Annotated in this window: 21 protein-coding genes, 1 tRNA gene and 1 pseudogene; 12 read left to right on the top strand and 11 right to left on the bottom strand. The window is 42.4% G+C overall.

The window, feature by feature from the left end; all coding sequences use genetic code 11:
* Window positions 1-2: 2 nt before the first annotated feature.
* Together H6G79_RS00760 and H6G79_RS00755 are read right to left on the bottom strand one after the other, a co-directional pair.
* Window positions 3-452 carry a response regulator gene (locus H6G79_RS00760; protein WP_190587935.1) on the bottom strand — a complete coding sequence of 150 codons (450 nt, stop codon included), beginning with the start codon at window positions 450-452 and terminating at the stop codon, window positions 3-5.
* Window positions 453-602: 150 nt separating this feature from the next.
* On the bottom strand, window positions 603-2,849 hold the full coding sequence (locus H6G79_RS00755; protein WP_190587934.1) for an ATP-binding protein: 2,247 nt from the start codon (window positions 2,847-2,849) through the stop codon (window positions 603-605).
* Between the two features lie 161 nt (window positions 2,850-3,010).
* On the opposite strand from H6G79_RS00755, the gene H6G79_RS00750 reads away from it, so the two are divergent.
* Window positions 3,011-4,429: a DUF3370 domain-containing protein gene (locus tag H6G79_RS00750; protein ID WP_190588310.1), complete on the top strand. Its 1,419-nt coding sequence runs from the start codon at window positions 3,011-3,013 to the stop codon at window positions 4,427-4,429.
* Window positions 4,430-4,596: 167 nt separating this feature from the next.
* Here H6G79_RS00750 and H6G79_RS00745 read toward each other — a convergent pair whose 3' ends face one another.
* Window positions 4,597-5,472, bottom strand: coding sequence for a M48 family metallopeptidase (locus H6G79_RS00745; protein WP_190587933.1), 876 nt, complete (start codon window positions 5,470-5,472; stop codon window positions 4,597-4,599).
* Between the two features lie 212 nt (window positions 5,473-5,684).
* Window positions 5,685-7,058 carry a UDP-N-acetylglucosamine 1-carboxyvinyltransferase gene (gene murA / locus H6G79_RS00740; RefSeq protein ID WP_190588309.1) on the bottom strand — a complete coding sequence of 458 codons (1,374 nt, stop codon included), beginning with the start codon at window positions 7,056-7,058 and terminating at the stop codon, window positions 5,685-5,687.
* Window positions 7,059-7,412: 354 nt separating this feature from the next.
* On the opposite strand from murA, the gene H6G79_RS00735 reads away from it, so the two are divergent.
* Window positions 7,413-7,494: transfer RNA gene (locus H6G79_RS00735), tRNA-Leu, on the top strand.
* Window positions 7,495-7,560: 66 nt separating this feature from the next.
* On the top strand, window positions 7,561-8,343 hold the full coding sequence (locus H6G79_RS00730; RefSeq protein WP_190587932.1) for an RNA methyltransferase: 783 nt from the start codon (window positions 7,561-7,563) through the stop codon (window positions 8,341-8,343).
* Window positions 8,344-8,350: 7 nt separating this feature from the next.
* On the opposite strand, the gene H6G79_RS00725 is transcribed toward H6G79_RS00730, so the two are convergent.
* Complete coding sequence (locus H6G79_RS00725) at window positions 8,351-8,581, bottom strand: hypothetical protein (protein WP_313888521.1); 231 nt, start codon at window positions 8,579-8,581, stop codon at window positions 8,351-8,353.
* A gap of 252 nt (window positions 8,582-8,833) precedes the next feature.
* Between H6G79_RS00725 and H6G79_RS00720 the strand changes: the two are divergent.
* The 3 genes and pseudogenes from H6G79_RS00720 to H6G79_RS00710 all read left to right on the top strand — a co-directional run.
* A pseudogene (locus H6G79_RS00720) lies at window positions 8,834-9,100 on the top strand (type II toxin-antitoxin system Phd/YefM family antitoxin); the annotation flags it as partial.
* Between the two features lie 140 nt (window positions 9,101-9,240).
* On the top strand, window positions 9,241-9,633 hold the full coding sequence (locus H6G79_RS00715; RefSeq protein ID WP_190587930.1) for a type II toxin-antitoxin system VapC family toxin: 393 nt from the start codon (window positions 9,241-9,243) through the stop codon (window positions 9,631-9,633).
* Window positions 9,634-9,897: a hypothetical protein gene (locus H6G79_RS00710; protein ID WP_190587929.1), complete on the top strand. Its 264-nt coding sequence runs from the start codon at window positions 9,634-9,636 to the stop codon at window positions 9,895-9,897.
* Between the two features lie 129 nt (window positions 9,898-10,026).
* Here H6G79_RS00710 and H6G79_RS00705 read toward each other — a convergent pair whose 3' ends face one another.
* From H6G79_RS00705 to ndhC, 4 genes are all read right to left on the bottom strand, one after another.
* On the bottom strand, window positions 10,027-11,574 hold the full coding sequence (locus H6G79_RS00705) for a DEAD/DEAH box helicase (protein WP_190587928.1): 1,548 nt from the start codon (window positions 11,572-11,574) through the stop codon (window positions 10,027-10,029).
* A gap of 251 nt (window positions 11,575-11,825) precedes the next feature.
* Window positions 11,826-12,353 (bottom strand): NAD(P)H-quinone oxidoreductase subunit J, encoded by a 528-nt coding sequence (locus H6G79_RS00700; RefSeq protein ID WP_190587927.1) that lies wholly within the window; start codon window positions 12,351-12,353, stop codon window positions 11,826-11,828.
* Entirely contained in the window at window positions 12,346-13,080 is a 735-nt protein-coding gene (gene ndhK / locus H6G79_RS00695) for a photosynthetic/respiratory NAD(P)H-quinone oxidoreductase subunit K (protein WP_062295764.1), read from the bottom strand. Before ndhK ends, H6G79_RS00700 begins: the two co-directional genes overlap by 8 nt.
* Entirely contained in the window at window positions 13,071-13,433 is a 363-nt protein-coding gene (gene ndhC / locus H6G79_RS00690) for a photosynthetic/respiratory NAD(P)H-quinone oxidoreductase subunit C (protein WP_190587926.1), read from the bottom strand. The genes ndhK and ndhC overlap by 10 nt, the downstream gene beginning before the upstream one ends.
* 195 nt (window positions 13,434-13,628) lie before the next feature.
* Between ndhC and H6G79_RS00685 the strand changes: the two genes are divergently transcribed.
* The 6 genes from H6G79_RS00685 to H6G79_RS00660 all read left to right on the top strand — a co-directional run bounded on the left by H6G79_RS00685 (window position 13,629) and on the right by H6G79_RS00660 (window position 15,918).
* Entirely contained in the window at window positions 13,629-13,964 is a 336-nt protein-coding gene (locus tag H6G79_RS00685; RefSeq protein ID WP_062295768.1) for a rubredoxin, read from the top strand.
* Window positions 13,965-14,054: 90 nt separating this feature from the next.
* Entirely contained in the window at window positions 14,055-15,077 is a 1,023-nt protein-coding gene (locus H6G79_RS00680) for a photosynthesis system II assembly factor Ycf48 (protein ID WP_190587925.1), read from the top strand.
* Between the two features lie 120 nt (window positions 15,078-15,197).
* A complete protein-coding gene (gene psbE, locus H6G79_RS00675) occupies window positions 15,198-15,446 on the top strand; it encodes a cytochrome b559 subunit alpha (protein WP_062295772.1) in 249 nt (82 codons plus the stop codon).
* A gap of 9 nt (window positions 15,447-15,455) precedes the next feature.
* Window positions 15,456-15,593 carry a cytochrome b559 subunit beta gene (psbF, locus tag H6G79_RS00670; protein WP_015115279.1) on the top strand — a complete coding sequence of 46 codons (138 nt, stop codon included), beginning with the start codon at window positions 15,456-15,458 and terminating at the stop codon, window positions 15,591-15,593.
* Window positions 15,594-15,602: 9 nt separating this feature from the next.
* A complete protein-coding gene (locus tag H6G79_RS00665; RefSeq protein ID WP_071989460.1) occupies window positions 15,603-15,722 on the top strand; it encodes a photosystem II reaction center protein L in 120 nt (39 codons plus the stop codon).
* 73 nt (window positions 15,723-15,795) lie between these two features.
* Entirely contained in the window at window positions 15,796-15,918 is a 123-nt protein-coding gene (locus tag H6G79_RS00660) for a photosystem II reaction center protein J (RefSeq protein WP_062295774.1), read from the top strand.
* Between the two features lie 338 nt (window positions 15,919-16,256).
* Here H6G79_RS00660 and H6G79_RS00655 read toward each other — a convergent pair whose 3' ends face one another.
* Together H6G79_RS00655 and H6G79_RS37710 are read right to left on the bottom strand one after the other, a co-directional pair.
* Window positions 16,257-16,400 (bottom strand): photosystem I reaction center subunit VIII, encoded by a 144-nt coding sequence (locus tag H6G79_RS00655; protein WP_190587924.1) that lies wholly within the window; start codon window positions 16,398-16,400, stop codon window positions 16,257-16,259.
* 109 nt (window positions 16,401-16,509) lie between these two features.
* On the bottom strand, window positions 16,510-19,041 hold the full coding sequence (locus tag H6G79_RS37710) for a hypothetical protein (protein WP_396019784.1): 2,532 nt from the start codon (window positions 19,039-19,041) through the stop codon (window positions 16,510-16,512).
* Between the last annotated feature and the right edge of the window lie 488 nt (window positions 19,042-19,529).

Here is a 19,529-nt window from a genome sequence, read left to right as displayed (position 1 = left end):
GATTAATACTCCAGGTGTTCAGGAAGTGTTGTCACCTCAAACCAGTATTGGATCAGCGTTTGCACATCTCGTTTTAGCTGCTCAAAATTAATCGGTTTAACGATGTAGCTGTTGACTCCGTAGCGGTAACAATCTTCGATATCTTTGGGGTTATTGGAGGTGGTAAACACCACAACCGGAACGGTTTTTAGATTATCATCCTGCTTGATCTGGCGCAATACTTCTCGGCCATCGGTTCCCGGCAGATTTAAATCCAAGACAATCAAGCCCGGAGAAAAGCAGATGTCGCTATAGTTACCAGTACGATGCAGAAAAGCCAAGGCTTGCTCTCCATTGACGCATCGCTGAATCGGTACTTGAATGGGCGATCGCTCCAACAATCGTTGCAGGGCTTCAAAGTCTTCGTTGCTGTCTTCCACCACTAACAGCAGGGGTATGGGCGCAGTTCTCATTGTCTTTAACTCGAATTTCTCACGTATGGGTGGGGAGAGAGGGAAGAGAGGGGAGTGTGGGGAGTGCGGGGAGAGAGGGGGGAAAGATTTCTTCACTATCCTCCCACACCTCCCACACCCCTGGATTTTTCACAAGAGAGAAATCCAGGTTTAAGTGATTGCCTCTGCTGTTAATGTAAAGTAAAATGTACTACCTTGCTTGGGTGTAGATTCTACCCAAATCCTCCCGCCGTGGCGTTCCACAATTTTGCGAGCAATGGTTAAGCCTGCACCAGTTCCACCGCCAAATTCATCTCGTCCATGTAAGCGGCGAAAGATTTGAAAGATTTTGTCGAGGTGCTTTTCTAAAATGCCAATGCCATTATCACGCACATAGAAAATTGGCTGTTGGGAGGTGTCATCCTGGGGAATATAGCCAATTTCTACCCATTTTTGGGCTTTATCGTTGTACTTCATGGCATTGCTGATTAAGTTTGTGAATAATTCATTTACCTGGGCGCGATCGCATTCTATACTGGGCAGAGTTTGGGGAAGCCGAAATTCTATTTCACTTTGTGGGCGAGTAATGCTGAGGGTATGAATTACCTGCTGGACTAAATCATTTAAGTTGACTGGTTGGCGCATCAGTTCCGCCCGTCCCAACCGCGAAAAATGCAGCAGAGAATTAATTAAATCTTCCATACGCTGGGTTAAGCGCACCAGGGTTTGCAGTTTCGCCACCCCATCACCCTTGAGCGTCTCAGCATAATCTTCCATCAAGAAATTAGCGTAGTTATGAATCCCGCGCAGTGGTTCCTTCAAATCGTGGGAAGCAATATAAGCAAAAGAATCAAGTTCTTCGTTGCTGCGTTGTAATTCAAAATTCATCGAGGCGAGTTCATCGGCTTGTCGTAAGACAACACCAACAATTAAACTCCGCAGTTCGGTGACGGCGGCAATTTCGCTGGGTTTCCAGGGTAAAGCGCAACCCCGCACCGTTTCTTGCCACAACTCGAAAGACTTGCGCGGCGACATTCGCAAACTGCCATCAGATAATACTTCCATAGGTTTGTGCGGGTTGCCCCCCCAGTTGACAGTTTCGATTACTTCTGGGCGAAACCAAATCAAGTAATTGTGTTGTACTTGGGAAATTGCCAAAGCTAACACACCACTAGCGATCGCACGGAATAACTCGCCTGGGGGATAATCTTGAGAGAGCGATCGCGTTGCAAATAAACTATGATGTAGCCGTGGTTTCATCCAGTTCAGTAAAGCATTTACCTCTGCCTCCGATGGCACTTCACCCACAGGGATAAATTGATTACCACTACAAATTACTGCCCCTGTAGCATTCACCAAATTCAGTAATTGAGATTTTAACTGCACCATCCCATGCAAAAAATACTTAGACTGGGACAAAGCCTCCACAAATTGAGTTTGTAAGGACTTCAACTGCATTTTGTAATCAATATCTTCACTGGCTTCTTTGTTCGCCAGTTCCACAGACATTACCTGCCCAATAAATTCGCAAATGGTACGGATATTGTAAGGAATATATTTAGGTGATGAATGATGACAGGCAATTAATCCCCAAAGCTGCTGATTTTGCAACAAAGAAATAGACATTGAAGCTGTAACATTCATATTATGTAAGTACTCCAAATGAATTGGAGACACACTCCGCAACACAGACAAACTTAAATCGAGTGGTTGATTTGTCAGAGGATTATTATGAGGAATTAACGGTGCAGGTTGGTAGTTAACATCAGGAATTAACCGCAGCCAATTGAGGGTGTAAAGATGTCGGGCTTGCTTGGGAATATCCGAAGACGGGTAGTGTAAATCGAGATAAGGAATTTCTAAATCAGTATCTTCAGCAATCACACAGCCTGCACCTTCCCCATCAAATTGATAAATCATCACACGCTCAAAGCCAGTAATCCGCCGCACTTCTTGAACAACAACTTGGCACATTTCTCGTAGTGTGGCAGATTTTTGCATCCGGGCAATTGTGCTTTTTACCTGATGATAAAAATCAACAAAATCAGCTTTTTGTTTAACTTTTTTCGGCTCTAATTCCAAAAGAATTACTGTGTCTGAGTGGTGGATAATGCCATCAAAGTACCGCAATTTATTGCCATGCTTAATTGATAAATCCAGGGGATTAATTGTCTCGAAATCTGCGGTGAGGCATTGCTGAATTTTTTGAATTTGCTTGGTATCAAATAAAACTGATAAATGTTTGCCTAAAAGTGCCTCTGGTGGATGACCAATTATTTTTTCAGTGTTATCACTAACTTGGATAATTTCGAGGTGAGCATCTTGCAAAACCAGTAAAACTCCGTGAGGCTGAATTAAACCTGGAATGTGAATCGGCTCGCGATCGCAATTTGTTAAATCTATTATTTCATCAGCCATACACTAACCACCCAACTCCAGCCACTGCCCGTAACTGATCTCCGTAATCTCCCTTATTGTAATTTTAGATTTTAGATTTTAGATTTTGGATTTTGCATTAATTCGTTGAACTCACGTTGTAGTTAGCAGAAATATTGTCAACACTTCCATTTCCTGAATTTATGCCCCAGAAACTAGCATTACCAATATTCACACTTTTATTTGGACTGGCTATTATTCAAGCAGTCGGCTGCACAACTGATAAAAATAACTCCGCAGTTGTCGCCCAAACTTCCCCCAAACCAGCACCCCAAGAAATCATCCAACCAGGAGAAGTCCGCGCCTTACCCGGTAAGTTAGATACCATCCCGGTGTTTAACAGTAACAGCCCCGAATGGATTAAAAACGAAGGGATTTTACTTTCTACCTTTCCCGCTAATAATAAAAAAGTCCCCGCCGCCCACCTCAATTTTCCCTTTCAGGGACGCTTCGATTTATTTGCCCATCATTACACCCACACGCCCAAAGATTTACAAACTCTCTATATCGGTGTCATACTCCAAAATCCTAGTAAAAAACCTGTGACAGTTAATGTCTTGCAGGGCGCAAGTTATTTAATGCAGGATGCGCCCTTTGTGACCTTAGCGCCTTACCTAGAAAATAATGATGGCAAGGTTTATTCTGGCCCAGGGGCGAGGGCTGTCAGTGATGTGTTGCGGGGTGTGCGTCAAGCAGATTTCCCCGCCAGGTTCGTCATTCCTCCTGGTGGTAGCCGGATGTTATTAAATCATCCAATTCCTGTGAGAAATTTAGCCAAGCCTGTGAATGGTCGTTCTAGTTTTTTGCGCTTGCAGAGTAGCGGTAAAGTATACGCGGCTAGTTTGGCGATGTTTGCTAAAAAAAATGCTGATAATTCCGACCGTGCGCCAACTTTAAGTGAATGGCAAGCTTTATTAAACAATGGCAGTTTTGCCGGGCCGAGAGATAAAACCCCAACCCCACCCAATGCTACTAGCGGTTCTCTTATTTACGGACGTGTGGCTGGTGTTTCTCAAGGTTCCCAATGGCAAGCTAACTTGGTAGATAACCCCAAAGCCCAGTATTTAACTATTCCTGAACGCGGTAAAGGTATTTCCTATCCTTTAGTTACTCTCCGGGGCGGTCGATTGGGTACTGACCAAATCCAAACCGCTAAAATGTTGGTGCGCTATCCTGATACCGCCTACGAAGCACACGGTAATTATGGGGTGGAATATAACCTGAGTTTGCCGTTAAAAAATCAGACAAACCAAACTCAAAAAGTTACCGTCACCCTAGAAACACCTTTAAAAGAAGACAAGTTATCTCAAGGTGGCGTGCGTTTCCGCAAACCATCACTTGATTTTCCCTTCTTTCGCGGGACAGTACGACTGCGTTATGTTGATGACCAAGGACAAAAGAAAACGCGGTATGTGCATTTATGGCACAGAACTGGCCAGGTTTTAGAACCATTGGTGCAGTTTGTTCTCCCACCCGCCAGCCAAAGAAATCTACAAGTAGACGTGATTTATCCACCAGACTCGACACCACCGCAGGTTTTGACTGTCCGAACTTTAGAGTAGTAATCAAAATTACTCATCCCCGAATTTCTCACGTTTGGGGAGAGGGGAGTATAGAGAGAGGGGGAAGTGTGGGGAGAGAGGGGAGTGTGGGGGGAAAGATTTCTTCACCATCCTCCCACACCTCCCACACCCCTTCTCCCCACTCCCTACTCCCTTTGAATGCCAATTTACCAGTTCCGCCAGCCGCCTTTTGTTGGTACTTCACCAGAACTTTTCAACCCATGAGTTTGCAGTAAAGTTTGATATTCTTGACTACTCGCCCAACGGTCAATTTCTCTGGCGCGTAGCACTGGTACGGGATGGCTTAATTGGGCTGTGCGGGCGACTTTCACCATTTCGCCCAATTCTGTTTTACTAATTTCATCATAAGCACGGGCTTGGGCAACAAAGGCATCGAGGTTGAGTTGCGGTGCAAGTGTGGGCGAACCACCAGCCAGTTTCATGAGTACAGACATAACCACCTTGGGGTTTTGGGTGGCTAGTAAAGCGGCGCGATCGCAGGTAAACTCAGCACAGCGTACCCATTCTAAAAGTTGTGTTTGGATGGCTTGCGCCAAAAAATTCCCCACATTCGGCACAATTGCTGCCGCTAATACCAGTAAATTTACAGGCGTTAAATAAACACTATGGTCGCATTTTAGATGCCCTAACTCATGGGCAATTACCGCCTGAATTTCTTCTGGGGTGAGGATATCTATCAAGGAAGTATGCAACACCACAAAAGGTTGTTTACCCCGCATCGCAAAAGTATAAGCGTTGGGTGCTGGATGTTGTCGGACGTATAATTGCGGCGGTTCAATATCTAAAACTTTGCAAGCTTCTAATAATAATTTATGTAAATCTGGCAGTTGATTTTCACTGACTAAAACACTAGAAGCAATATTTTCTACATAAAAAATCTGCTCCGCCATTGGCCCCAGCCAATTTCGCACCATCAAATCAATACCAGGTATTTGTTTGAGAGCTTTGGTAGATTCCAAGTCTAAGGGATGACGAAAGGAGTCAGCTTTTAAACCAATTAGCGGAGTTTTAATGAATGACATGATATAGCCAGCTTGAACACAAAGACTGTAAAAACTTGGCTGCTAATTTAACAGCCATCCACAAGCTAGTATAACGATTCATTCGGTGGAAGAAGGGGGTAAGGGAAGATGGGTGTGAGGGTGTGAGGGTGTAGATGTAATAGTGTATTTATCCAAAACCCTTTCACCCCTAAACCCATACACCCCTACACCCCTAAACTCATACACCCTCTCTAATTAGCAATTGTGACCGGGGGAGTGCTGCCATTAGAAGTCACTCCTGGGGTTGAGACTTCGTTGACGCGCTTGATTTTAGCTCCCAATTGCTGCAACTTGATATCAAGACGATCGTAACCGCGATCGAGGTGATGCAAGCCTTGGAAAGTGGTTTGTCCATCAGCCGCCAAGCCAGCTAAGACGAGGGCTGCTGATGCCCGTAAGTCTGTACCAATAACAGGCGCACCCGATAAATTGGGGACTCCCCGCACAAAAGCTGCATTACCTTTAACGCGAATATCTGCACCCAAGCGGTTTAACTCGGAAGCATGGCGCAAGCGATTTTCAAACACAGACTCGTTAATGATGCTGTCACCTTCTGCTAAGGTGAGCAACGCCATGAACGGTGCTTGCATATCTGTGGGGAAACCTGGATGGGGCAAGGTTTCAATATATGTCGCCTTGAGAGTTTCCGCAGGTAGTATTCGCAAGCAGTCTGGGGCTTCTTCAATAATCTGCACACCGATTTCCCGCAGTTTGGCAATTACGGGAATTAAATGGTCGGGTACAACTGGAGATAATAAGATGTCCGAACGTGTAATTGCACCAGCTACCAAAAAGGTGCCGGTTTCAATGCGATCGGGGATAATGCTGTAGTCAACAGAATGCAATTGCGGGACACCTTCAATGGTGATGACACTAGTACCAGCACCGTGAATTTTGGCTCCCATTGCGTTACAGAAATTCGCTAAATCAGCAACTTCTGGCTCACGCGCCGCATTTTCGATGATCGTTTCGCCATCAGCCAGGGTAGCCGCCATCATCAATGTTTCTGTTGCGCCGACGCTGGGAGTGTCGAGGTAAATTTTGGCTCCTTTTAATCTGCCACCATTGGGAACATAAGCATTACAAATGCCATGTTCAATCTGCACCTCGGCTCCCATTGCTTGCAGTCCCCGGACATGCAAGTCAACTGGTCGAGCGCCAATTGCACAGCCACCTGGTAAGGGCATTTGTGCCACCCCTAGCCGAGCCAGAATAGAACCGATCGCAAAAAAACTGGCTCGTAGCTGAGTCACGAGTTCGTAGGGAGCTTTAGATGTAGTGATATTACTGGCGTTAATGTCTAAAATGTCGCCTTGGCGTGAAACCTTTACACCTAAAGCTGATAAAACTTGTCCCATTTTTTCGACATCCGCCAACAAGGGAACATTGCGGATGTGACAATCTCCAGAACAGAGCAATGCTCCAGCCATGATTACCAGTGCTGAATTTTTTGCCCCGCTAATTTTGACATGACCGTGCAAACGATGCCCACCGAAAATTTGCAAGACTGAGGAGTCTGCTTGAGGTGCAAGCTTGGCATCTGGTAAGCTGGTAGAAGGATTAATAAGCCTACCTCCAAAAATAATACTTAATTTTCAAGGGTTGAAGTTGGTTTTGATTCTACAGTAAAGATTTCATTTGTCTACATTTTGGATTAATCAATATATTTTTTGGCTCGTGAGTTGAGGGCAAAAAATAACGGTAATTAATCTCAGATGTAATGGTAAATTTCAATACTTAGTAGACTATAGGCGCTGTTTTTTTAGGGATGGTCTTTGAGTTGTAGGAAACTCAACCACTCATCATAGTTCCCAATCTGGAATTTAAAATATCTACGATACAGATATTTTGAATATAAGTTGACAAAAATAAATAATTGAGTAACAATTAGAAATTGTCGATTAAAAAATGAATGTCACGCGGAACTGGCGGAATTGGCAGACGCGCTAGATTCAGGTTCTAGTGCCGCAAGGCTTCCGGGTTCAAGTCCCGGGTTCCGCATTTTAGAGTAAAAAGTGCTAAGTGCTGAGTAAAATCAAAGCTCCACTACTAGCAAATTATTAGCAAATGTTAACTAGTTTACAAAACCCTCTCGTTAAGCAAATTCGCAAGCTGCACTCTACTAAGGAGCGTCACAAGCAGGAGTTGTTTTTGTTGGAAGGGACGCATTTGTTAGAAGAAGCTTGTACGGTAAATTATCCCTTAGAAACGGTGTGTTGTACACCAGACTGGCAAGCGGCTCATGCTTCCTTGTGGGAGAGGTTATGTAGTCGTTGTGACAGGGCAGAAATTGTCAGTGAGGAAGTTTTAGGAGCGATCGCTACTACAATACAACCAGATGGTGTAGTCGCCACAGCCAAACGCAGCGAATCTTTCAATCAAGTCCCCTTTGATGGCATTGTTTTAGCTTTAGAAACCATCCAAGACCCTGGGAATTTAGGTACGATTATTCGCACGGCGGCTGCGGCTGGTGCATCGGGATTGTGGTTGACTGGTGATAGTGTAGATTTAGATAACCCCAAAGTGTTGCGTGCTAGTGCTGGACAATGGTTTCGCTTAAATATGGCAGTGAGTGAAGATTTATTAACCACAGTCCAGCAAAGTCAGCAGGCGGGAATGCAAGTGATAGCGACTTTGCCGACAGCAAAATTAACTTATTGGGAAATTGATTGGCGCAAACCCAGTTTAATTTTATTGGGGAACGAAGGCGCAGGTTTATCGGCAGACTTGGCAAACATGGCAGATAAACAAGTCAATATTCCCCTGAGTCCTGGAGTCGAGTCTTTAAATGTGGCGATCGCAGCTGCTTTAATGTTATACGAAGCTCGGCGACAAATAACCACAAACTAAAGCAGCATCACTTTGTCTTTTCTTCCAGATATTGTTCAATATCAGCCACCGCATCCTCAAAAGCGGCTAAATCAATTTCTGTTAAATCATCAGCTAGTTCAATATCGATTGGTTCTTCAATCTGGGTTTCGTCGTCTTCAGTCAGACCTTGCTGTAGAATACCTTCCAACTGGTTGAGAGATTGTTCAAACTCTTGATTAGCGGCGCGGCGCTGTTGATGATCATTTTGCTCCATCATACTGACTGAAAAATATTGATTTACTAACTTTAGTTTTAAATTGCAATTCCTACAAATCTCTATTTTGCATATATACAACCTTGATGGCTATCTGCTGTATCTACTTTACACATTTAGCACTTAAGTACGAATCCGCAAAATCAAGGGATTAGGCGATCGCATTCCTCGATAAACTGCAAACATTCCAAAATTCGATTGACAAACTCCACATACACTAATTAGCATTTAATTAAGTGCTAATTAAATGTCTATATGCTAATAAACTTATCAAAAGATATACATTCTCTCACCGAGTTTAAGCGTAATACTACTGAGTTTTTACAAAGGATCAAAGAAACAAAACATCCGTTAGTTCTGACTGTCAACGGAAAAGCAGAGTTGGTTGTTCAAGATGCGGAATCTTATCAAGAACTTTTAGATGCTGCTGAATTAGTAACAACCTTAAAGGAAATTAAACTTGCTTTGGAACAAATGCAGCCAGGACAAGGAGAAAAAGCAGAAAATTTTTTCCATGAACTGGAACAAGAAATCCGCGAATTGTTACCAAAACGCTATAGAAAACGTGATGAAGTGCTGGGGCGTATTCGTCAACGAGTCGAGGCTTTACCAATAGAAACAGAAAACCGTGTACAGACTTGGAAATCAGCAGGACAATCCTGATGGTGATTGATACGATGGTATTTGCCTATGCACTCTTGCGCGTAGAAAACAGGTATGAACAGGCAATAGCAGCTTTAGAAACTGTAGATCAAATTGTAGTGCCAGATTCGTTGTTTGCCGAGTTGGGAAATGTAATTTGGCAGTGGATACAATTTAGGCAACTGCCATTGCAACTAGGTTTAGATACGCTACAAGATGCTGAGGCACTAGTTGATGTAATGATTCCTAGTTCTCAGATTCGAGATGTCGCTTTAAGGCTGGCAGTTGAGGCAAGTCATTCATTCTACGATACGTTATTCGTAGCAGCAGCAATTCAATCTAATACTCAAGTGTTAACTTATGATCAAAAACTCGCGGCTAAGTTTGGCGATCGCGTTATATTGCTGGAATAGATGACAAAACAGTTTACAGAGGATGTTTTCAACGATAGCGATCGCCTTCACAACTCCATCATTCCACCTCAGAACACGAAACTCCGAGTAAAAATGTCAAGCGATCGCCTTCATAACTCCATCATTCCGCTTCCGAACACGAAACGCCGAGTAAAAAGCTCAAGCGATCGCACTCACAACATCATCATTCCGCCTCAGAACATGAAACTCCGAGTAAAAAGGTCAAGCGGATCGCCTTCAGAACCTCACCATTCCACCTCATAACACGAAACGCCGAGTAAAAAGGTCAAGCGATCGCCTTCATAACTCCATCATTCCACCTCATAACACGAAACTCTAAACTTGGAACTCTAACGTTCATGTTTTGAGTAGTGTGTTTTTAAAACTCATTATTTATTCATCTATGTCATCAGTAACTCGCTGGAGAGAGGGAGAACTTTGATTAAAGGCTGGAAAAATTAAATAAGGAAATTGTTCTTTATACTGGCGTAATTCATCAAAAATAGGAGATTCTAAACCAGTAATAACACACCAAACTTTTGCACGAGTGATAGCTACAAATGCTTCATTTCGTTTATGCACTTCGCTCTCTTCCTCTTTAAATTTTAGAGGTTGCGTTGCATAATGAAATCGACAAGAATAAACTTTATAGGCTTCATTTCCTTTAGCTCTATAAACATTAGATATTGTTACGCAGCCATCTTTTTGAAAAATGTCACGACTGTCATCTACTCCTGCAATATAAGCTGTAATGCCATAATTACTTAAAGATTGCTTGAGTTTTTGAAAATAGAGTTTTTCAGAATCGCCACACAGAGCTGTAATAATAATATCTATTGGTTGCAATCCTTGTCGTAAATCATTCGCAACCTGTTGAGCTATCCATTCTTGCTCATCTTTCTCTGTTTCAAAAGATTGAAACTTTAAAATATCTCCAATTGCATCTTGATGAGGAAAATCGCTTTGATCTATTGGATGCGTATTAACTAGAGGTTTTGGATCTTTTTTAGTTTGATCATATTCTCGTTCAATTTTAATTAGTTCTTTATTTGATCTAAAATCTCCTTCCAATACGGTATAACCCAACTTTTCCCATTGAGTTTTCTGGCTCACACCTTGTAAAACTCCTTCCTCTCTTAAGAGTCCCATATTAACAGCATGAGCTATCATTAGTAATTTTTTAGGAGTTCGATAGCTTTTATTAAAATCTTTGGCGCGTCCTCTGATATCTACTACTAGAGAACCATCAGGATTACGACCAAAAGTTGTTGCAGAATTAGGAACTATTAATGAGCCTATTCCTTGTGCTTCATCATAAGCCCAATAAAGCCGTTTTGGTTCATTCAGTACATTTCTTGCCAAACGATAAAAAGACAGTGGTAAATCTTGCCCTTCATCGATTAAAATTACGTCGTAAATTTTGGGATAATCAGTAATTTTTTTTTCTAACTGATCACAAATATATTTAAAAGCTATTGATGGCGATACTTTGCGACCAAAAATATTTTCAACATCTCTAACTGATAGAGGTTTTACTCCACATTTTTGAGCAAGATTACGATAAAAACCATCCCTGTCTTTTGCTCCCCAAGCATGAAGCACATTTAAGTTATCCCAATTAGGTTCTTGTCCCTCAGATAGTTCTTTATAATATGTAGAAATTCTCTCTTGTGTAATCTGCTCGTAAAGAGAACGAGTAAAGAAAACAAAGGCAATTTTCCAATCTGGATGTTCTTTGTGAATCCTAGCTGCACGTTGAGCAAACGTCACAGTTTTCCCAGTTCCTGCTAATCCTCTTATTCGTTGTGGCCCATCAGGATATTGGAAAGCTACTTCCTGTTGTTGCTCATCCAAGGAAACAAGTCTAGATTCAAGGTGATGAACAACATAGATTGGGCTATTCAAAGGAGTCCCTTCTGGAATGGTGCGAAGATTTAACATACTATTTTTAGTAGCAGTGGCAATGTAATTTTTTATGCTGTAAAAAGCATAACTCGTTATAAAGCTGCTTATTATACTTCATTAATAGACTTTCTCATATAAATTCATCGTATTAAAATTTTTTCTAATCTTTTGTCTGTATAAAAAACATTACCCCCCTCCGCCGCCGGAGAGGGGTTAGAAATGAGACATTAAAATTCCCACTATAGACACTCAGCACTCAGCACTCAGCACTCAGCACTCAGCACTACTTAATAAGCGTCTTGTAACTCGTAAAAATCAGGCGAGATGTAATCTTTCCGCAAAGGCCAGCCCACCCAATCTTCTGGCATCAAAATCCGCTTCAGGTTGGGATGTCCTTCGTAGACTATGCCGAACATATCGTAGGTTTCGCGTTCTTGCCAGTCTGCGGTTTTCCAAATCCAGTAAACTGAAGGGATTCGGGGATTTTCTCTGGGGAGGAATACCTTAACTCGCACTTCTTCGGGTTTATCAGCATTATCACCAACTTTGACTAAGTGATACACACTGACTAAATCCTGTCCGGGGCCAAGGTCAATACCCGATTGAAACTGGAGATAGTTAAACCCATAAGCATACAAAGCTGTAGCAATGGGTAGTAAAAATTCTGGCCCGACTTTAATAATCTCTACACCATTTTTATCCGGCGCTAAAGATTCATGATCAAAGCCATTTTCTGCTAACCATTGCGAAATCGGCCCAGCCGGCACTAAAGCATCTTGTCCTACGGGAACTGGTTTAGATTCTTCATCAGCCACGGTTCAATTCCTCCTTGGTTTGAGAAGTTAGCAGCGCAGGTGGTACTGGTAGACCAATTGCTTCTGTTAATTCTTTGGGTGGAGTGAAGCGAGTTTCTGACTGCATATACTTGCCAGTTAAAATTTCTGCAACTGGCTTCAAGTTGTGAGTTGTACTGTAAAAGCGGTGGGTTTGCTTGATTTGAGCGCGTTCTTGCATGGAATCATTAGCAATTTTCTTCCGCAGCTTAATGATTGCATCAATAATCGCTTCGGGGCGGGGAGGACAACCAGGTAAATACACATCTACCGGAATTAACTTATCAACTCCGCGTACAGCTGTAGGAGAATCCACGCTGAACATCCCGCCAGTAATTGTACAAGCACCCATCGCAATCACATATTTTGGCTCAGGCATTTGTTCATAAAGACGCACTAACTGGGGTGCCATCTTCATCGTGATTGTGCCGGCGGTAATAATCAAGTCAGCTTGACGGGGGCTGGAACGGGGAATTAAACCAAAGCGGTCAAAGTCAAACCGAGAGCCAATTAAAGCTGCAAACTCAATAAAGCAGCAAGCTGTCCCAAACAGCAAAGGCCAAAGACTGGAAAGCCTAGCCCAGTTGTAGAGGTCATCAACCGTTGTCAAGATAATATTTTCTGAAAGGTCTTGAGTGACTGTCGGACGCTCAATGGGGTTGATGATTTGCTCTTTGTTTTGGGTGCTTAAATCAGAATTCAAGACCATTCCAAAGCTCCTTTACGCCATGCGTAAACTAAAGCAATTACAAGAATTGCAATAAAAATTAGCGCCTCAATGAATGCTAATAGCCCTAAACGGTTGAAAGCAACCGCCCAAGGATACAAAAACACAGTTTCTACGTCAAAGACGACAAAAACCAGCGCAAACATATAGTAGCGAATGTTGAACTGAATCCAGGCTCCACCGATGGGTTCCATCCCAGATTCATAAGTTGTGCGGCGTTCCAGGCTGTTACCACTGGGTCTGAGAAGCTTGGAAGCAGAAAGCGCCAGGGCTGGCACTAGGCTACAGATAATTAAGAAGCCTAGGAAGTACTCGTAACCGCTAAGGACAAACACAATGAATTTCTACCGCTTATGGTGTAAATAACGCTGTTACTTTCTTTTACATTATATCTTTTCGAGTTTTCTGAAATCTGGGAAACAGACGGATTTCAGGTATTTGATTCGTTTGTATGAGTGATAGAAAAGTCTAACAGTTATGTCATAATTTTTAACGTATATTTAATAATTCCCCTCTGGGAGACCTTAGCCATGAGCGAACAAGCTGTTGAGACTCCAGCGTTAGACCGCTATGAGTGTCGCGCCTGCGGTTATGTTTATGAACCTGAGAAGGGAGATGATAAGCATGATATCCCTTCCGGGACACTGTTTACAGACTTGCCTGTAAACTGGCGTTGTCCAGTTTGTAGTGCTAAAAAAACTGCTTTTACCAATATTGGCCCGGCTGGTACAGCATCTGGTTTTAAAGAAAATCTGGGTTTTGGCTTGGGTGTGAACAAACTGACTCCAGGGCAGAAGAATATCTTAATTTTTGGGGCTTTGGCTTTGGCTTTCTTGTTCTTTATCAGTCTTTACGGCTTACAATAAGACCCGCTATCTTGCTTTACCGATTTTAGAGAGCGATCGCATCTCTTAAGGTAAAACTTAAACGAATTTAGAAAACACTAAGAAATACTGATGCAATCCATTGTGAAAAGTTGGCAACGCATAATTGCCTGTTTGATAGTAGTTGTTTTGTGTATAGGTTGTAGTAAAGTGCCTTCCACTAGCTTCAACCCTTGGGAAATTATTACTGTGCCAACCAACGAGAAGTTGCTAGATATCGCTTTTACCCAAGATTCTCAGCATGGTTTTTTAGTAGGCAGCAACGCCACACTTTTAGAAACTCAAGACGGTGGTAAAAATTGGCAACCCTTGTCCTTAGCACTGGATGATTCTCGATATCGCTTTGATTCTGTCAGTTTTTCTGGCAAAGAAGGTTGGATAGTCGGCGAACCTTCCCTATTACTGCATACCACCGATGAAGGTCGTTCTTGGTCACGTATTCCTTTGAGCGAAAAGTTACCTGGTAATCCCATTTCTGTTCATGCACTGGGAACCAACTCAGCCGAAATGGCTACAGATGTGGGTGCAATTTACAAAACTACTGACGGTGGTAAAAATTGGAAAGCCCAAGTCGAAGCTGCTGTTGGTGTAGTACGGAATATGCAGCGTTCTGCTGATGGTAAATATGTCGCAGTTTCAGCTAAGGGTAGCTTTTACTCGACTTGGGAACCAGGACAAAATGCTTGGGTTCCCCATAACCGCATTAGTTCTCGGCGTGTAGAAAATATGGGTTTCAATGATAATGGCCAACTGTGGTTATTAGCACGCGGTGGTCAGATTCAATTTAGTGAACCCAATAACGCCGAAGAATGGCAAGAAGCTTTATATCCAGAGTTATCCACCAGTTGGGGTTTACTGGATTTGGCTTATCGCACACCCAATGAACTGTGGATAGGCGGTGGTAGCGGTAACTTGCTGCGGAGTACTGATGGTGGTAAAACCTGGGAAAAAGACCGTGATGTGGAACAGGTAGCCGCTAATCTATATAAAATAGTCTTTCTCAGTCCCGACCAAGGATTTATCATTGGCGATCGCGGTGTATTGCTGAAATATAACGCCAGGGCTGAAAAAACTGCGTCAGAAAAAGCAGCTTAGACATAACCGAAGTTTAAGTGTTAATTCTGATTTATGAGAACAGCGTTGCAAGTTGTAACTCTTTCTAAACTTTGTAGGATAATAAACTCAATAACAGTCTTTGTGAAGGTAGGGATCTAAATGTCAGGTACCACTGGAGAACGTCCGTTTTCGGACATTATTACCAGCATTCGTTACTGGGTAATTCACAGCATCACCATCCCAGCATTATTTATTGCCGGTTGGCTATTTGTTAGCACCGGGCTGGCTTATGATGTATTTGGCACACCTCGCCCTAACGAGTATTACACACAAACACGGCAGGAATTGCCAATTGTGAATAACCGTTATGAAGCCAAGAAACAAGTTGAAAAATTTATTGGAAAGTAGTTTGAAATCATGACTAGCGGAAATAACATCAATCAACCAGTTACCTATCCAATTTTTACAGTTAGATGGCTGGCAGTTCATACCTTGGGTGTGCCAACCGTGTTTTTCTTGGGCGCGATCGCCGCAATGCAATTTATTCAACGCTAGGAGCAAATCATGGAAAGAACGCCCAATCCCAATAACCAACCGGTTGAACTTAACCGTACTTCTTTATACCTGGGATTGCTACTGATTTTTGTTCTAGGTATTCTCTTTTCCAGTTACTTCTTTAACTAACTGGAACTATTTTTGGGAAACTTTGTTTATCTAAAATTTGTGTTGATTTGTTATTAAGGGAGGAGGAAAATCTGTGTCTGCTGGAACTGGAAGAATTCCCCTGTGGGTTGTCGCTACAATCGCAGGTTTAGGCGTAATTACTGTTGTAGGTATCTTCTTCTACGGAGCCTACGCTGGGATTGGTTCTTCACTATAAAAGTGGTTTGAACCTCATAATATAGCAGGAGGACGACAGTCGCTACAACGGAGAGAACCCCCGCAACGCGCTGTCTTCAGAAGGCAAAAGGCAGGAGGTAAAAATCTTATTATTCCTAGCATTCGAGCTTTCCCAATTTCCTGATATATCTGACTACTTCTATATATTCACTGAATTTTCTAGCACTTGTTTAGAAATCAGTACAAGAAAACCGCCTGACTCTTGGAGTTAGGCGGTATTTTAAGTATTAATTGATTGCACAATCTAGTGAATTGTAAGGAAGTGATAATTAATTGGCTACTAAAATTTTTACCAATTAATTATTACTAAATACCTATTTAGGCAATGTCATCACGCTCAATGTATAACAACAGAAACGAGAATGTTGCAATTGGCAGAACCCAACCAATAATAGGTACAAAGATAGGAGACAAGAAAGATGCAGAATAAGCAAAAATTTGGGGGAAAAGTTCAGTGGACATGGTAAAGGTTCCTGTTAAATCACACTACAATTCAAAATGAGCTTACTGCAAATTCAGTCAGATTTTTTAAATTCTAAAGATTTTTAACACAGTTATGTAAAGCTGTTGTTTACAAACCCAACAATTCATCTAACTGATAATTTGGTAAATCTGGTGGAATTACAGTCCTGACAACCGATGCTTTGTGACTTTCTTGTTGAGTAGATGGATTAAAGGCGATCGCTTCTAAACGAATTTCCACACAGCCAAAGGGAATATTGATCTGAGTCATCACCTCTACACCACCCAAGGCTTTAGGTAGCAAATCTTTGAACACATGAGGGCCATCCAATAAACCGCGAGTTTGGCAATCCTCAATCCACAATTTCACCACCACTGGCGCAGGAACTTCTGGTAGTTCTACACGCACACGCACCGACTGACCCGCAATCAGTTCGCCTGCGGGTATATGTAATTGCGGAATGGGTAAAGGTTCCAATTTTTCGCCATCTAAGGGGAATGACGCTACAGCCGGAATTGACTGCTGTGGTTGCTCGACAAAATGATCTTCGATAGGTTCACTATCAGTATCATCAACCACAATCTCTTGCGCTAACCAAGCTCTCGGTATTTTAATCTTTTGATTTAAGGGTAGCTCTGTTAATGGCAATGAAGAGTTAGATTCCTCAAGAGGAATGTTTTCTGTTTCCACATCCGCCGAGATATTTAGCTCCTCAGATTCTGCCGTAATTATGCTTGTCTCTGGATGTTCCTCAAGCTCAGATTCTACTGTATTTATTTCCGCCTCTGTAATTTCCTCAGTTTCAGAGATATTTAAATTACTCTCTACTTCCGCATTAGCCTCAGATTCACCATGAATAGTTTCTATCCCTGTATCAAGATTTGATGACAAATCAGCCTCAAAACTTGGCATTGGTAAATCAGTCTCTATAAAATCCTCGTCCACAGGAACAGGCTCTAAAACTTCTGTGTTACGGCGTTGCTTTGGTAGAGGCGGAAGTTCAGGTACAACATAGCCTTGGCTCTGCATCCACTTCCTAATTAACGGCGAGGAATAAGGATTAACCTCTGCTATCAATTCTGAGCTTAAAGGAGCAGCTGGTTCTAAGATGGAGTCGTCACTAAATTCCAAACTTGGTGTCACAGGCATTTCTAGCATAGACACAGCAAATAACTCAGAACTAGCTGGCGTTAGTTCTTCCACCACAGAATCATTGACATCTGGGTTCTCCGACTCAGAATCGCTTGAAGTTAAGGTTTCAGCGACGGAAGTATCTAAATCTAGATTTTCCAGTTCCAAAGCATCGGTTGAAGTTAACGTTTCAGTTACAGAATCATCTAAATCTAGGTTTTGCAATTCCGAAGTTGGGGAAGCCAAAGTTTCCACCACAGCATTATCTGTCTCTGGGTTCTCAATTTCTGGCTCAACTACCAGAGACTCTTCAAATATCGGAGAATCAGAAACATCTTCTAAATCTGTCGTCTCAGTCGGTGCAGTTTTCCGGCGTTTGAGATAAGGAAAGACATTCCCCGCCATCCACCCTGGACGACTTTTAATTTCTAGCTGTACTAAGTTAATGGGTGCTAAAGGGATGGGAGGTGTCTGGTCTTGCAAATCCCCTTCTTGTTGTCCTTCTGGGGGAACCTCTGTTAACTCATCATTAATTGCGATCGCACTTGTTTGATTTTCTGGTAACTTAGGCAATTGTGGCGATCGCCAATCTCCTGACTTTTTCAGAGACAACAAATTAATTTGCGGCGGTAAAGGCTGGCTTGGTGATGGCAGAATAGTTTGCGGTTGTGTAGCAGTAGTTTTGACCAGGTTAAACAGTTCCAAACCCAAGCTGACCGATGTTTCTGGCTCTTGACTCGGTAGAGAAACCGCTAAAGTACTAGAGTTATCAAAAAAGTTTTGCTGATAAGATTTTGCCACTGTAGCGATCGCTAATAATTCTGATACATCCGCCGTAATTGTAAAAGAGCTATTAGCTAACAATGTGACATCATCAAAATCACTGATTGCGCCATATAAACTGAGTTCACCCAAAAGCAGCTTAGATTCGCAATCAATCGGAATATTAATGGCCGAGTTAATTGCAAAAGGCAGTACATTATCTGCTAAAGGTTGCCTTACCTGAGCCAAAACTTCTGAACTTAAAGGTGAGCGTAGCTCAATTTTGGCTTCTAGTGCATAAAAAGTAGTGGGGTACTGTAGCTCATCTTCCAAATCAGGCTGTGTTTGTAACTCCACATTGGCATTAATGCTGAGTCCTTGTCCCCACCGCGCCACATAGTTTTCTTGCTCTAAAGTCAGCTTGAGTGGTGGTAATGGTTGTATCGTTTCCTCCTCTTCTAGCTGCTCATCCTCTAACAACAAGGTGGGTAAAGCTTGATCAATTAAACTTTGTAATATTTGTTCTGCTGTTTCACCTTTTAGCCATACCGGACTTACAGGTTGATCAATACCATATTCTGATTTTTCACCAGAAAATTGAGCCACAACCAAGCTACCATCAGGGATTTCTACGGGAGTTTCCGCAAAAGCCGATTCACTCACAACCAAGTTATGAGTCGAAATTTCTTCTTCTGTGGTGACTGACAAAGTATCATCGCTTGTAGGTAAAGTTTCTTGTACTGACACTTCACTTACCTGCGAATTATGCTCAGAGATTTCCTCGGTACTTACTAATAAAGTGCGATCGCTCGTAGGTAAAGTTTCTTGTACATACAAGTCATCATCAGCAATTTCCTCAGTACTTACTGATAAAGTGCGATCGCTGACAAGTAAAGTTTCTTGTACATACAAGTCATCATCAGAAATTTCCTCTGTGCTGACAGTTTCTTGTCCCGAAACTGCACTTACCTGCGAGTCATCATCAGAAATTTCCTGTGTGGTTTCCGATAAAGTGCGATCGCTTACTTCACTGACAGACAAGTGATGATCAGGAATTTCTTCTGTAGTAACAGCAAATGTTTCATCATTTGTAGCTAAAGTTTCCGCCGCCAATTCGCTGTTGAGGGAGTCGCTATCAGGAATTTCGGCTGGGGTGATAGATAAAGTGCGATCGCTGGTAACTAAATTTGCTTCTACAGGTAATTCATCTAAATTACTCTCAGGGACTGCTTCTG

Source organism: Anabaena sp. FACHB-83 (assembly GCF_014697485.1).
In the GTDB taxonomy this organism is placed as follows: domain Bacteria; phylum Cyanobacteriota; class Cyanobacteriia; order Cyanobacteriales; family Nostocaceae; genus Nostoc_B.
The sequence above is the reverse complement of the archived record's forward strand: the minus strand, read 5'-3'. Positions and strand labels throughout refer to the sequence as shown.

Excerpts from the sequence above, each read along its gene's own strand:
- H6G79_RS00760 (WP_190587935.1), bottom strand. The coding sequence starts at position 452 with ATGAGAACTGCGCCCATACCCCTGCTGTTAGTGGTGGAAGACAGCAAC.
- H6G79_RS00745 (WP_190587933.1), bottom strand. The coding sequence starts at position 5,472 with ATGTCATTCATTAAAACTCCGCTAATTGGTTTAAAAGCTGACTCCTTT.
- H6G79_RS00705 (WP_190587928.1), bottom strand. The coding sequence starts at position 11,574 with ATGTTAAATCTTCGCACCATTCCAGAAGGGACTCCTTTGAATAGCCCA.
- H6G79_RS00665 (WP_071989460.1), top strand. The coding sequence starts at position 15,603 with ATGGAAAGAACGCCCAATCCCAATAACCAACCGGTTGAACTTAACCGT.
- ndhK (WP_062295764.1), bottom strand. The coding sequence starts at position 13,080 with ATGGTCTTGAATTCTGATTTAAGCACCCAAAACAAAGAGCAAATCATC.
- H6G79_RS00655 (WP_190587924.1), bottom strand. The coding sequence starts at position 16,400 with ATGTCCACTGAACTTTTCCCCCAAATTTTTGCTTATTCTGCATCTTTC.
- H6G79_RS00755 (WP_190587934.1), bottom strand. The coding sequence starts at position 2,849 with ATGGCTGATGAAATAATAGATTTAACAAATTGCGATCGCGAGCCGATT.
- H6G79_RS00750 (WP_190588310.1), top strand. The coding sequence starts at position 3,011 with ATGCCCCAGAAACTAGCATTACCAATATTCACACTTTTATTTGGACTG.
- H6G79_RS00710 (WP_190587929.1), top strand. The coding sequence starts at position 9,634 with ATGACAAAACAGTTTACAGAGGATGTTTTCAACGATAGCGATCGCCTT.
- H6G79_RS00685 (WP_062295768.1), top strand. The coding sequence starts at position 13,629 with ATGAGCGAACAAGCTGTTGAGACTCCAGCGTTAGACCGCTATGAGTGT.
- H6G79_RS00680 (WP_190587925.1), top strand. The coding sequence starts at position 14,055 with ATGCAATCCATTGTGAAAAGTTGGCAACGCATAATTGCCTGTTTGATA.
- H6G79_RS00715 (WP_190587930.1), top strand. The coding sequence starts at position 9,241 with ATGGTGATTGATACGATGGTATTTGCCTATGCACTCTTGCGCGTAGAA.
- psbF (WP_015115279.1), top strand. The coding sequence starts at position 15,456 with ATGACTAGCGGAAATAACATCAATCAACCAGTTACCTATCCAATTTTT.
- H6G79_RS00730 (WP_190587932.1), top strand. The coding sequence starts at position 7,561 with ATGTTAACTAGTTTACAAAACCCTCTCGTTAAGCAAATTCGCAAGCTG.
- psbE (WP_062295772.1), top strand. The coding sequence starts at position 15,198 with ATGTCAGGTACCACTGGAGAACGTCCGTTTTCGGACATTATTACCAGC.
- H6G79_RS00725 (WP_313888521.1), bottom strand. The coding sequence starts at position 8,581 with ATGATGGAGCAAAATGATCATCAACAGCGCCGCGCCGCTAATCAAGAG.